Origin of the sequence: Dietzia timorensis, assembly GCF_001659785.1 — a bacterium.
In the GTDB taxonomy this organism is placed as follows: Bacteria; Actinomycetota; Actinomycetes; order Mycobacteriales; family Mycobacteriaceae; genus Dietzia; species Dietzia timorensis.
Map to the genome: position 1 here is coordinate 3,370,374 of NZ_CP015961.1, position 12,673 is coordinate 3,383,046.

General features: G+C 66.5%; 14 protein-coding genes. 5 read left to right on the forward strand and 9 right to left on the reverse strand.

From position 1 onward, the window contains the following. Complete coding sequence (aroD, locus tag BJL86_RS15535; RefSeq protein ID WP_067478804.1) at positions 1-786, forward strand: type I 3-dehydroquinate dehydratase; 786 nt, start codon at positions 1-3, stop codon at positions 784-786. On the opposite strand, the gene BJL86_RS15540 is transcribed toward aroD, so the two are convergent. After that, positions 783-1,226: an SRPBCC family protein gene (locus BJL86_RS15540; protein WP_067478807.1), complete on the reverse strand. Its 444-nt coding sequence runs from the start codon at positions 1,224-1,226 to the stop codon at positions 783-785. The genes aroD and BJL86_RS15540 overlap by 4 nt on opposite strands. A gap of 68 nt (positions 1,227-1,294) precedes the next feature. Further along, the gene (locus BJL86_RS15545; RefSeq protein WP_067478810.1) at positions 1,295-1,951 is read right to left on the reverse strand and encodes a YdcF family protein; all 657 of its coding nucleotides are present in this window, start codon (positions 1,949-1,951) and stop codon (positions 1,295-1,297) included. A 197-nt stretch (positions 1,952-2,148) separates the two neighbouring features. Here BJL86_RS15545 and tpx point away from each other — a divergent pair, with 197 nt between their 5' ends. Further along, positions 2,149-2,646, forward strand: a complete 498-nt coding sequence (gene tpx / locus BJL86_RS15550) for a thiol peroxidase (protein WP_067478813.1) — start codon at positions 2,149-2,151, stop codon at positions 2,644-2,646. 93 nt (positions 2,647-2,739) lie between these two features. Here tpx and BJL86_RS15555 read toward each other — a convergent pair whose 3' ends face one another. The 4 genes from BJL86_RS15555 to BJL86_RS15570 form a co-directional block, all read right to left on the reverse strand. Continuing rightward, complete coding sequence (locus BJL86_RS15555) at positions 2,740-3,612, reverse strand: aldo/keto reductase (protein ID WP_083657658.1); 873 nt, start codon at positions 3,610-3,612, stop codon at positions 2,740-2,742. After that, the gene (locus BJL86_RS15560; protein ID WP_231887358.1) at positions 3,609-4,445 is read right to left on the reverse strand and encodes a serine acetyltransferase domain-containing protein; all 837 of its coding nucleotides are present in this window, start codon (positions 4,443-4,445) and stop codon (positions 3,609-3,611) included. The genes BJL86_RS15555 and BJL86_RS15560 overlap by 4 nt, the downstream gene beginning before the upstream one ends. A 31-nt stretch (positions 4,446-4,476) precedes the next feature. Continuing rightward, the gene (locus BJL86_RS15565; RefSeq protein WP_067478819.1) at positions 4,477-5,766 is read right to left on the reverse strand and encodes an alpha/beta hydrolase-fold protein; all 1,290 of its coding nucleotides are present in this window, start codon (positions 5,764-5,766) and stop codon (positions 4,477-4,479) included. 80 nt (positions 5,767-5,846) lie between these two features. Further along, positions 5,847-6,713, reverse strand: coding sequence for a DUF1906 domain-containing protein (locus BJL86_RS15570; RefSeq protein WP_067478822.1), 867 nt, complete (start codon positions 6,711-6,713; stop codon positions 5,847-5,849). A 220-nt stretch (positions 6,714-6,933) separates the two neighbouring features. On the opposite strand from BJL86_RS15570, the gene BJL86_RS15575 reads away from it, so the two are divergent. Beyond that, positions 6,934-8,316 carry an NAD(P)/FAD-dependent oxidoreductase gene (locus BJL86_RS15575; RefSeq protein ID WP_067478826.1) on the forward strand — a complete coding sequence of 461 codons (1,383 nt, stop codon included), beginning with the start codon at positions 6,934-6,936 and terminating at the stop codon, positions 8,314-8,316. A gap of 23 nt (positions 8,317-8,339) precedes the next feature. Here the strand turns inward: BJL86_RS15575 and BJL86_RS15580 are convergent, their stop codons facing one another. Further along, positions 8,340-8,825: a hypothetical protein gene (locus BJL86_RS15580; RefSeq protein WP_067478829.1), complete on the reverse strand. Its 486-nt coding sequence runs from the start codon at positions 8,823-8,825 to the stop codon at positions 8,340-8,342. Further along, a complete protein-coding gene (dapA, locus tag BJL86_RS15585; RefSeq protein WP_231887360.1) occupies positions 8,822-9,718 on the reverse strand; it encodes a 4-hydroxy-tetrahydrodipicolinate synthase in 897 nt (298 codons plus the stop codon). Before dapA ends, BJL86_RS15580 begins: the two co-directional genes overlap by 4 nt. A gap of 167 nt (positions 9,719-9,885) precedes the next feature. On the opposite strand from dapA, the gene BJL86_RS15590 reads away from it, so the two are divergent. Both BJL86_RS15590 and BJL86_RS15595 read left to right on the forward strand, forming a co-directional pair. Next, positions 9,886-11,358, forward strand: coding sequence for a hemolysin family protein (locus BJL86_RS15590; protein WP_067478835.1), 1,473 nt, complete (start codon positions 9,886-9,888; stop codon positions 11,356-11,358). Then, complete coding sequence (locus BJL86_RS15595) at positions 11,355-12,392, forward strand: hemolysin family protein (RefSeq protein ID WP_067478838.1); 1,038 nt, start codon at positions 11,355-11,357, stop codon at positions 12,390-12,392. The genes BJL86_RS15590 and BJL86_RS15595 overlap by 4 nt, the downstream gene beginning before the upstream one ends. A gap of 73 nt (positions 12,393-12,465) precedes the next feature. Here BJL86_RS15595 and BJL86_RS17315 read toward each other — a convergent pair whose 3' ends face one another. Next, the gene (locus BJL86_RS17315; protein ID WP_156515491.1) at positions 12,466-12,618 is read right to left on the reverse strand and encodes a hypothetical protein; all 153 of its coding nucleotides are present in this window, start codon (positions 12,616-12,618) and stop codon (positions 12,466-12,468) included. Positions 12,619-12,673 lie beyond the last annotated feature (55 nt).

The following is a 12,673-nucleotide window of genomic DNA, read 5'->3' on the forward strand; positions in this document are numbered from 1 at the left end:
ATGCCGAGCTTTCCCGCCCCTTTGCGCGCCGGGCGCACCGCCGTCATCGTCCCGCTCGTCTCCGCCGAAACCGCGGGGCTGCGCTCCGAATGCGAGCAGATCGCGGCGCTGGGGCCGGGGATTGTCGACCTCGTCGAGTGGCGGGTCGATCGATTCGAACCGGCCGCCCACGAAGGCGAGATCGACGCGGCCCTCGCCGTCATCGCCGACCTGCTGCCGGGCATGCCGATCCTTGCCACATACCGCACCCCGGCGGAGGAGGGCAGACCGGAGCTGCGCCCGAATCCTCCCGCGGCCAGCCCGGACCTGCCGGACAACTACCTCGCTCTGGTTGCTCGGCTCGCCCGGGCGCAGGGTGTGGCGCTTGTTGACGTCGAGCGCTCCCATACCCTCGCCGCGGCGGCCCTCGACGCATGCCGACGCGCGGGCACGCCCGTCGTGTTATCGGAGCATCACTTCGATCGCGCGCTGCCTGCGGACGAGGTGCGTGCGGTGTTCGCCGCGATGGCGGAGGCCGGGGCGTCGGTCGCCAAGCTCGCGGTCATGCCCGCTTCGGCGTCCGACGTCACCGAGCTGATGTATGCCACCTCGCTGGCCGCGGAGGAGTCGGAGGTCCCGCTGATAGCCATCGCGATGGGAGGCCTCGGGCAGGTCACCCGAGTCGCGGCGCCCGCCTTCGGTTCGTGCGCCACGTATTGCACGGTCGCGGCGGCCTCGGCGCCCGGGCAGGTGCCGGCACGCGAGGCGCGCGAGGCGGTCGATCGTCTCGACGCCGCGCGAGACTAGCCGTAACGACGCTCGGTCTCCTTTTTCAAGCCCTTGGTCGCGGTATCGGCGGCGAGCTTCTGCCCCTGCTTCACCACGAGACCGGGCAGCTTGAGCTTGAGCTCGACGGTGAGGTCGAACTCGACGTGCGTCGTCCCGTCGCCATTATCGGTGAGCTGGTAACGGCACTCCTGAGCCTTTTGTGCGGAGCTCTCCTCGGCGAGGGTCCACGAGAGTTCGCCCTCGTACCACTCGTAGTCGAGGACCATCGTGTCCTTGACGCCGAACTGGGAGATGACCTCTCGCACCTTGAGAGGCCACCCCTCCTCGTCCTTGTCGAGAATCTCCGCGGACGTGTGGGCCGTCGACCACGTGGGCAACGACTCGACGTCGGCGAGGACCTCCATCACTTCGGGCACCGAGGCCGCGATATCGATTTCCTTCTTCACTGAAACAGCCATAACCGGCAATTATAGTGAGGCAACTCACATCTATGCCCGAGAACCCGCGCATTGCCCCCAAGAGGGCTTTAGGCGACGACGCCGGTGATGGGGATCCTGCCGCCCACTGCCTGGCGGAAGTTGAGCACGCCGCGGTTCAGGTGGAAGTCGTTGGTGACAACAACGGCCGCGGTGGCACCGCGCTCTTCGAGGATTCGATTGGAGAATTGCGCGTTCTGCACGGTGCTCCCCGAGCGATCCTCCTGGGTGATCCGGCCCGGGAACACACCGGCGCCCACGAGCCAGTCGTTCATCGCGCGCGCCTCGGTGACACCATTCTGCGGCACGCCGCCGGTGACGATGATCGGCGCGGTCGGGTACTGGTTGGCGAGCCGCAGCGCGGCCTGCAGGCGCTGCTCGAGGACCGGACGAATCGATCCGTCCTCGTAGAGGCCGGCGCCGAGCACCACGATGTACGTGGTGAACGGGTTGACGCTGAGGACGGCCGGACTGTCCGAACTGAAGTGCTCGTATTGACCACACCGTTCGAGCATGTCCGCGGGCGCGTATTGGCACGCCAGGGAGAGGCCGCCGTTGAATAGGGCGTTGTCCGAGGGCATTTCCAGCGACTGCGCAGTCGCCGTCGTCGCGCCGGTGAAGACCATGCCGGCGGCGGCAACGGTGGCCGCAGCGGCACGGAGCAGGGGACGCCGCCGCGAAGGGCGGGTCTCGGAGATGTTGACCATGGACAGCAAGCCTTCCGATATCCGGGGCGGCGCAATCCCCGGCTGTGACAAATGTGACTAGAGTTGTCTATACGCGTGCGCCACGCTACCTGGCTACATCGCCGCTGCCAATCGTTTTGTGACCAACTTGTCGCCGATTCTTAATAATTCGTGGGTGAGCTGCGACACCGCCTCCTTGTTTCGGGTACAACGAAGGTATGGCTACTACTGCACTCAAGGGCAATCCCGTCAACACCGTCGGCGACCTCCCGGCCAGCGGAACCGCTGCTCCCGCTTTCGAGCTCGTGGGCTCTGACCTGTCGGTTCTGTACAGCTCGGACCTCTCCGGCAAGCGCGTCGTGCTCAACATCTTCCCGTCCGTGGACACAGGCGTCTGCGCGGCCTCGGTGCGCAAGTTCAACGAGCTCGCCGCCGGTCTCGACAACACCGAGGTCGTCTGCGTCTCCGCGGACCTCCCGTTCGCAGCCGCTCGTTTCTGTGGCGCCGAAGGCATCGAGAACGTGCGTACGGGCTCGACGTTCCGCTCCTCGTTCGGCACCGATTACGGCACCTCGCTCGTCGACGGCCCGATGGCCGGACTCAACGCTCGTGCCGTCGTGGTCTACGACGAGGACGGCACGGTCGTCCACAGCCAGCTCGTTCCCGAGATCACCGAGGAGCCGGACTACGATTCGGCCATCGCCTCGCTCAAGTAGCACACCCGATATCCAAGAAGCGGCCCACCGAGAAGGTGGGCCGCTTCTTCTTGTTCGTCGACGTTCGTTCCGGCCGCTCGGCGGCTCGTACTCCTACCGCTGCATCCCGGCGTAGGTGTTCGGGTCGTGTCCGATCTGGTTCTGGCCCTCCAGCGCGGAGATCGCCGCGATTTCCTCGGCAGAAAGCTCGAACGGCGGAGTGGTGTCGGCGACTGCGAAGTTCTCCGCGAGCCGCTCGGGATTCGCAGACTTGGGAATCACCGACACCCCCTGCTGCAATGCCCAGGCGAGCACCACCTGCGAGGCGGGAACGCCATGCGCGGAGGCCGCCGCGGCCACGGGCTCCGCGCCGAAATCCGCTCCCCGCGACAAGGGCGAGTACGCCTCCACTGCCACGCCGAGCTCCGCGCAGCTGGCGACGGTGTCCGGGTTGTGCCACGAGGGGTGGAACTCGATCTGATCGACGGCCGGCGCCTCCCCGGTCTCCGACACGAGGCGATCAAGGTGAGGGGCGAGGAAATTCGCCACACCGACGTCACGAATAAGTCCTTCGTCCCGAGCGCGGGCGAGTTCTGCGTAGGCAGAAAGATACAGGTCGTGATCCGGTAGCGGCCAGTGGATCATGTACAGGTCGAGATAGTCGGTGCGCAGCGCCTCGAGGGAGCGCTCCAGCGCGCCGCGCCACTCACCCTCGGCGTGGTCGGCGTTGCGCAGCTTGGACGTGAGGAAAAGCTCCGCGCGGTCGACCCCGGACCCGTCCAGCACGCCGCCGAGGAAGGGCTCGTTGTGGTACGCGGTGGCGGTGTCGATATGGCGATAGCCCAGTTCAAGCGCCGTTTCGAGCGCGGCGCGGTCCGCGGCGAGCGAATCCGAGCCCTCGGCGCCCAGCTTGTACGTGCCGAGCCCGAGCATCGGCATCTGCGCCCCCGAGCGGAGCGCTATCGACCTCGTCGCCACGTCGCTCACCTCGCGATGCTCTGGTCCATGTCCTCGGCAGGAATGACGTCGGGCTCGCCCACCCGTACGACCTTCGCGGGCACCCCGGCGACCGTCGTAAACGGGGGCACGTCGAAAAGCACGACCGAGCCGGCAGCGACCTTCGCGTTGTCGCCGATCGAGATGTTGCCGATGATGTTGCTGCCCGCGGACAGCAGCACACCATTGCCCACCTTGGGGTGGCGGTCGCCGTCCTCCTTACCTGTTCCGCCGAGAGTCACGCCCTGGAGAATCGACACACAATCACCCATGACGGCGGTCTCGCCGATAACGATGCCCGTGGCGTGATCGGCCAGGATCCCCGACCCGACGCGCGCGGCCGGATGGATGTCCATGGCGAATACCTCGGACACCCGGGATTGGAGGAACGAGGCGGCCATCACGCGGCCGGCGTTCCACATCTCGTGCGCGACCCGGTGGATCTGGAAACCGAGAAACCCCTTGGCGAAGAGGTACGGCACGAGGTGGTTCGGGTACGCGGGGTTACGCTCGAACGAGACCTGCAGGTCCGCCGCGACCGCGTCCATGAGCGGCGGGTGCGCTGCGAGCACCGCGTGGATCTCCTTGGTGAGGACGTGGCGGGGGATCTCCGGCGTCGCGATCCTCGCCGCGGCCAGTCTCGCGAGCGACTCCGCGAAGGTGTCGCACCCGTCGATCAGGTCGAGAACGAGCCCCGCAACGAGCGGCTCGTCCCTGGACATACGGGCGTCTTCGGACAGCTGGTCCCACACCCGGGTGGCCGTCGACGGGTCGGCGGTGCACACGGATGCAGAGGCGTTGGCGTCGTGATGCGTGCTAGTCACTTCGCCCACAATACTTCAGATCAGCGTGAATCTATGCCCCGAGAGTTCCGCGGATCGACTCCCAGGCCGCCGGCATCTGCCCCGCGAACGTCCACCAGTTGTGCATGCCCTGCGGGACCAGCGTGAACTCGTGGTCGATGTCCTCGCGGTCGAGCGCGCGGTGGAATCGGTTGGTGCAGACGTTGACCGCCTGCTCGAGAAAGAGCCCCTGGGTGTAGTGCAGCGGGTTGTAGTCGTAGGTGGCGAGCTCGTTCGGGGCCGCCGCCCCCGTGGCCGAGGAGAAGAAAACCTTCGTCCCCCGCAGTTTGTCGGAATTGATCGTGGGGTCGTGTGCCTCCCACGTCTCGTTCGGGTACTCGCCCCACATGTTGTCGATGTCGCCCGAACGCGAGGCGACGGTGAAATCGGCGAGGATCTTGCCCAGCCCCTTGGTCTCGTAGCAGCCGGAGATGCCGGCAACCGCGTCGTATTTCCCGGGGTGACGTGCGGCCATCGACATCGCAGCGGAAGCACCCATGGACACGCCGCCGATGCCGGTCTTTCCACTGTGTTTCAGGTCGATCTCGTCGCCGGCGAGTACCTTGGGAAGATCCTGGGTGATGAATGTTTCCCACTTGTTGATACCGAGGGCGTCGTCCTCCTGTTCCCAGTCCGCCCACATGGCGCCCGGCCCCTGGGTCGGGACGATGACGTTGACGCCCGCGTCCTTGAACGTGTCGAAAACCCCGCGCTGGGCGAAGCCGCTCGGATCGGACGCGCCGACGCCGTCGAGAAGGTACAGGTTCGGCGCCTCGCCGCCTCCCGCCGCCCGGTACACCTCGACCTTGATCTTGCGCTTCATAGGGCCATAGGCGATCTCCCACTGCTCGTAGCGCTCATCGCTGCGCAGCTTGTCGATCGAGCCCTGGATCACCGGGTCGCCGTAGTTCCCGTCGAGCGCCTCGTTGCGGTCGATCTGCCGGACCACGTGGATATCGTCGTCCGCGAGAGAAGGATCCGAATCGGGCATCTTCCCGGCTTCCGGCCCGAGGATCGCCGGGGAGATACCGACCGCGGCGATCGAGCCGATGCCGGTCGAGCCGGCAAACAGCGGATGGCCAGAGGAGCCGAGGATCTGGGTAGAGGTGTCCGGCCCCGCCGAACCGAGCGAATCCGACACCGACGCGGTGAATCCGTCCTCGCCCGACAGCGAGCCCTGGAGCTGATCCAGTGAATCAGACACCTGCGCCCCGGCGGGTGCGGCCGTGAAGACCAGCGCCGGGGCGATAACGGCGCACGTCAGTGCGCGAAAAAAGGTGGACGGGGACGGGCGAAGCGCCATAGAGATACTCCTCGTTCGGCCGCCCGACGGTTAGGAAGTCGAACTAAGAGGCGGCTGCAACGTATCTTATGGCAATATAACTATCCCTGAACAGATCCCAAGTCCGGCAGCTCCGGAAGCTGCGGCAGCGGCGGGAGGGAGAAGCCCCCGCTGGTGCCCCACTGGCCATAGTTGACCGAGTACACGCGGTTGACGTCGGAGGAAATCCCGCCGATGTTCGGGTAATGCCCGGGGATCTGGTACATCGTGGCGAGCGGGTGGATGATGCCGTTCGAGCCCCAGCCGTGCTGCCAGTAGTAGGTGCCGAGATTCTGCCCGCGGCACCAGTCGATCGTCGGGGCGTTGCAGTACACGCCGAGCACCAGGCCCGCGCCGCGAAGCAGCTGGTCCCAGCGGCGCAGGTATGGCGCGATCTGGTTGTCGAATTCCCAGCGGCTGGGGTTGTCGTCGATGGCGACGTACATGGCGGAACCAGCGGGTCCGCCCGCACCGTAGTGGATGCCGATGCCGATGGGGGCGTGGTGGTTGGCTGCGCCTTCGCCGCCGCGCCAGTCCGCGGTGGCGTCCTTGCCGTACTGGTAGCACGACGTCACCGTCAGGCCGTTGGCGCGGAAGTCATCTGCCTCGGGGCGAGCGAGCGGCTTGCCCAGCATCCACTCGGCGCCGGGACGGCGATTCGAGCAGTAGCGGATGGCGCCCATGTGGCCCGCTCCGCGCACGGCGCCGGCGGACGGGACGCCCGCCGAGTAGTCGATGATCGTACCGAGCTGCGGGCTGGACCCGGCGTTGGTGATGGGACCGCCACCCGGAAGGAGCCCGGAGAGCTCCGGCAGACCCGGAACCGAGGACTGCGCGTTGGCGGACGGCGCCAGGCCCGCGGCGACGGCACCCGCTGCTGCGGCCCCGATGCCCGTGCGGCGAAGGAAGGATCGGCGATCCAGGCTCATGCGTACTCCATAAGTGATTTAGCCGTGCGCGCAACCACGCGCGCCAATGAACGTAACGATTGTGTCACAAGTGGGACTCGAATGCAGCATGGCAGTGGTGAGAATTTTCCTCGTATGCAGGACGAACCCCTCGATATGACCGGCTTGGCGCGCGCAGCAGGCCCCTCGCCAGTAACATCACGTGCGACCGACAAGCCCCCAAGGCGCGAAAGAAGGACCGATGCCCACGGATTCCCCTCATTCGAATGCCCCCACCGGAAGGCACCATGTGGTCGTCGTGGGCTCCGGCTTCGGCGGGCTTTCGGCGGTGCAGTCCCTCGCCGATGCCGATGTCGACGTGACGATGGTGTCCGCAGTGGGCTACCACCTGTTCCAGCCGCTGCTCTACCAGGTGGCCACGGGCATGCTCTCGGTCGGACAGATCGCCCCGCTCACGCGAATGGTGCTGGAAAAGCAGAAGAACGCGCGTCCCCTGCTCGGCGTGGTGACCCACATCGATCTCGAGTCGCGTTCGCTCATGCTCGAATCGCCCGGCATCGATGGCGGTCAGATCCAGATTCCGCTGTCCTACGATTCGCTCATCATCGCCGCCGGCGCAAACCAGTCGTATTTCGGCAATGAGCATTTCGCGCAGTTCGCTCCCGGGCTCAAGACCATCGACCATGCCCTCGAGATCCGCAGCCGCATCGTCAACGCCTTCGAACGCGCCGAGACGTGCACCGATCCGGTGGAGCGGCGGCGGCTGCTCACCTTCGTGGTCGTCGGCGGCGGCCCGACCGGCGTGGAGATGGCCGGCCAGATCGGCGAGCTCGCGAATGAGACGTTCGTAGGCGCCTATCGCAACATCAACCCCGCCGACGCGCGCGTGATCCTCGTCGACTCGGGCAAGGAAGTGCTCTCCTCCTTCGGTCCGCAACTGGGCAAACACGCCCGCAAGACTCTGAACAAACTCGGCGTCGAGGTGATGTCCGAGACGCGAGTGGTCGACATCGATCGCCACGTCGTCACGGTCAAGGAGAAGAAGACCGGCGAGACGCGCAAGATCCCCGCGTCCTGCAAGGTCTGGGGCGCCGGGGTCGAGGCGTCCCCGCTGGCACGGCACGTCGCCGAGGCCTCGGGCGCCGAGGTCGACCGCGCCGGCCGCGTGCACGTGCAGCCGGACCTCACCCTTCCCGGACATCCCGAGGTCTTCTGTGTCGGCGACATGGCCGCGGTCGAGGGCGTTCCCGGCCTCGCCCAAGGCGCCATCCAAGGCGGCGAGTATGCCGGTAGGCGCATCGCGGCGCTGATTGACGGCGAGGAGACGGTGTCTGAAAGGGAGCCGTTCGTCTACTCCGATCTTGGCTCGATGGCCACCGTCGCCAAGTATTCCGCGGTGGCGGACCTGTTCGGCAAGGTCCGCGTCTACGGAATCGTCGGGTGGGCGATGTGGCTGTGGGTGCACCTCATGGGGCTCGTCGGCTTCTCGAACCGCTTCCTCGTCGCGGCTTCGTGGGCCTTCCAGCTGTTCGGCAAGGAACGGCCACTCATGGCGATCACGAACCAGATGCTGCGCGGGCGCGAGGCCGTGCAGGAGAAGAAGCGGCTCGGCGAGGTGCAGTAGCGCCACCGGGCGCGGCTGGTCGGCTACGCGCCGGCGAGGCGGATGCGCTCGAGGGAGAAGCGCGTCGCGAGCCAGGAGCAGAAGAGCTCGAGACCGTTCGGGTTCTGTGCACCGACGGGCGCATCCGTGCGCTGAAGCGACACCTTGTGTTTGCCGATCATCGAATGCGCGTGGACCGAGAGGATTTCGGTTTCCCCGCCGTCATACAACGACCAATCCTTGCGCAGAAGCGAGGACGGCGTGAAATCGAAGTCGGTGCCGTACCAGGTGAGCGAACTGGTGCGGCCGAAGAGCAGCGGCCGGGAGAACTCGCCTACGACCTGCCCGTACTCGTCGTAGGCGAGGTAGAGGCGGCGCCCGCGGTACGCACAGCGGAATGTCCAGCGTGTACCGTCGAGCCCCTCGGCATCGACGTCGAATCCAAGCCGGGATTCGCGCGTGAGAACTCCGCTCCCGGCCAGCACCAGCCGATGCCCGTTGTAGGAGCGGAGCCCCCGCTTGCCGGTCATAGCCCTGCCGCCTCCAGCGCCGCCGAGATTCTGTCCTTATGGGACGAAGGGCCCTGCAACAACGGCATGCGCAGATGGTCCGATTCGATGACCCCCTGCATCTTCAGCGCCGCCTTGACCTGGATCGCCCCTTGCGAGGTGTGCATGATGGCGTCGACCAGCGGCACGAGACGGCGGTGGATATCGCGCGCCTGCGACAGGTTTCCGGAGTCGATCGCGTCGATCATCTCGCGGTACTGGTTCCCGGCCAGGTGCCCGACCACCGACACCACGCCCGATGCGCCCTGCGCGAGGTGCGCGAGGTTGAGTTCGTCCTCGCCGGAGTACCACAAGAGGTCCGTCTCCGACTGCAGGCGGGTCGCCTCGAAGAGGTCGCCCTTGGCGTCCTTGACCGCCTTGACCGCCTCGATTTTCGCTAGTTCGCGGATCGTGTCCGAGGTGAGCGCGGTCCCGGTGCGCCCCGGGATGTCATAGGCCATGACCGGCAGGCCGCCGCCCGCCTCGGCGATCTGGCGGAAGTGTTCGATGATCCCGGCCTGGGTCGGCTTGTTGTAATACGGAGTGACGACGAGGAGGCTGTGCGCCCCGCGGGCGGCCATCTCCCGAGCCGCGCGGGCGGAGTGCTCGGTGTCGTTCGTGCCGCAGCCGGCCATGACCTTGACCCTGTCGCCGACGGCCTTGACAACGGCCTCGACGCAGTCGTAATCCTCGTCGTCGGTGGTGGTCGCCGACTCGCCGGTCGTGCCGTTGACCAGCAGGCCGTCGTGTCCATTGTCCGCGAGATGATGCGCGAGCTTGGTGAGCGAATCGAAATCGATCGACCCATCGTCGTGCATCGGGGTAACCATGGCGGTGACCACGCGACCAAAGGGATTCTGACTCAAGCTTCTCACCTTCTCCTGTAAACGCCGTCTTCCTGGCACTATAGCCTCCCCGGCGCAAATGCGAAGGCGACGGCGACCTAGTACATCTGCTATAAAGAATTCTTACAACTTCATCCCACACGCGCGCGCAACCGGCGCAGCGCTTTCATTTTCGCACGTCGCGAGAAAGGCCCATTTTGCTTACTGCCTGGATTCTGCTCCTGGCATTTCTTCTCCTGGTCGCGGCCAACGCGCTCTTCGTCGCGGTGGAATTCTCCTTCCTCACCGTCGACCGCGAGGCCGTCCGATCCGCCGCCGCGAATGGCGACAAGATCGCCCTCGTCGCCGAGCGTTCGCTCAAGAAGACCTCGACCAACCTGTCCGGTGCGCAGCTCGGCATCACCGTCACCAGCCTTATCGCCGGCTTCATCGCCAGCCCCGGCATCGGCGCGCTCCTCACCGAATTCCTCGGCTGGACCGGCGTTCCACGCGCCGCTTCGGTCGGCATCGCCACCACCGCGGCATTCATCATCGCAACATTCACCCAGATGGTGTTCGGCGAGCTCATCCCGAAGAACTGGGCGCTTGCCGCGTCCATGAAGGTCGTGCGGATCTCCGTGATCCCGCAGGCGATCTTCATGTGGACCTTCGGCTGGCTCGTGTGGCTGCTCAATTCGACCGCCAACGCCGTACTGCGGGCGTTCGGATTCAACCCGAGTGAGGAGCCGCCGAACACGCGCAGCGGCGCCGAGCTGCTCAGCTCGGTCAACCGTTCCAGCCGCGTCGGCGCGCTCGACTCACATACTGCGGAGCTCGTCGCGCAGACCCTCGAATTCGGTAACCGCACCGCGGCCGACGCGATGCTCCCACGTCCGCTGGTGACCTTCGTCGACTCGGCCAGCGCGGCCGAGCTGCTGCACCTGACCGCGACGACCGGCCACGCCCGCTTCCCCGTGATCGGCGACGACGTCGACGACATCCGCGGCATCGTGCACTACCGGCAGGCGCTCGAACTCGATCCGTCCGCACGCGAGGACACCTCCGTGGAATCGCTCGCCCGCCAGGTCCCCATCGTTTCCGAGTCGATGACTCTCGACCCGCTCATGCGCGTGCTGCGCGAATCGGAATGGGAAATGGCGGTCGTCGTCGACGAGTACGGCGGCACCGCCGGAATCGTCACCCTCGAGGATCTCCTCGAGGAACTCGTCGGCGAGATCGACGACGAGCAGGACCAGCGCACCACGATGCACACCGAACGTCCCGACGGCGCGATCGTCGTCTCCGGACTGCTGCGGCCCGACGAGCTCGGCGGGATCCTCGACATGGATCTGCCCGATCCGGACGAGACCGCGACGCTCACCGGGCTGCTGTCCGAGCGCCTCGACCGCCTCCCGCGCGTCGGGGACGTGGTGGTCGTCGACACCTTCGACACCGCCAACCGCGATTCCGACGACCTGCCGACCCCCGCGCGCGTGCGCCTCGAGGTCGAGGAGGTCGCCAACAACCGTGTCGAGAGCCTGTCCGTCACCACCGTCCCCCAAGAAGATTCCGATGACGCCGGAGGCCGCCTTGCCGAGGACCGCGAGAACGCGGGCGCCTCGGAAAATACGGACTCCGACGTCATACACGGTGCGCCAGCGCGCGACGCGAGTGAGGAGGCCGGGCGATGAGTGACATGACCGCACTGGGCGTGCTCGTCCTGTTGTTGGTGGGCAACGCCTACTTCGTCGCGGCCGAGTTCGCCATGGTGGCCGCTCGCCGCGACCACGTCGAGCCGGCGGCGGCGAACGGCAGTACATTCGCGCGTATGTCGCTGCGCTCGATCGATGAGCTGTCGAACTCGCTGGCGACGACGCAGCTGGGAATCACCGCGTGCTCGCTGCTCATCGGTGCCGTCGGTGAGCCGGCGCTCGCGCACCTCATCGAGGGGCCGCTGGAGTCATGGGGAGTGCCGTCGGGGCTGCTGCACCCGATCGCGCTCGTCATCGCGCTTCTCATCGTGACGTTTCTGCACATGGTGTTCGGCGAGATGGTGCCGAAGAGCATGTCGATCGCGCGGCCGGGACCCGCGGCGCTGCTGCTCGGCCCGCTTCTGCGGGTGATTACGATCGTGTTCCGCCCGGTCGTGTGGCTGATGAACACCTCGGCCAACGCCTTCGTTCGGCACGTACTGCGCGAGACACCGACCGACGACGCGGGGTCGACGTTCACCGTCGAACAGTTGCGCGCGGCAGTGCACCGCTCGAACGAGACCGGCTCGCTCGACCAGGACGAGACGGCGCTCATCACGGGAGCGATCGAGTTCCAGTCCCGCGTGGCCAGCGATGCGATGACCCCGCTGGATCGGGTGGTGTCCGTGCCGGGCACCGACACGGTCGCGCGGGTGCACCGCACGTGCGTGGAGTCCGGCTTCTCGCGGCTACCGGTGCGGGGACACGACGAGGAGTTCGTCGGCTACGTGCACGTGAAGGATCTGCTGGAGGGGCATGACCTCGCCGAGGCCATTCCCGCTACGGAAATCCGCCGCATGGGCGCCTTCGACGCGGATACCCCACTGCGCGAGGTGATGGAGCGGATGCGCCGCGACCTGACGCACGTGGCGTCGGTGTGTAATCCGGAGACGGGCGAGATCGAGGGAATCACCTCGCTCGCCGATGTGCTCCGCGATATCGCCGGGCAGTCACACGCGGTGAGCGAGAGCTGACCGGCTTCCGCTGGAACCGAAACCGGCCCCTCACTGCCCGCGCGGGCAGTGAGGGGCCGGTTTATTCAGACGCTCAGCCGAATTTCGCCTGGCGGGGGTCGGTGTCGAGCAGTCGACCCATCGTCTGGTCGATGAAAACGGCGAATGTGGTCCTGGAGGCTCGACGGCCGAAACCGACGACGCGGGTAACAGTGGACGCTGCCACCGTTGCTCTCGCTGCGATCATTTCGCGCTCCTTCGTGCATCATCGTTCGCGGCCCCACGGATTTCGGGGCCAGCTG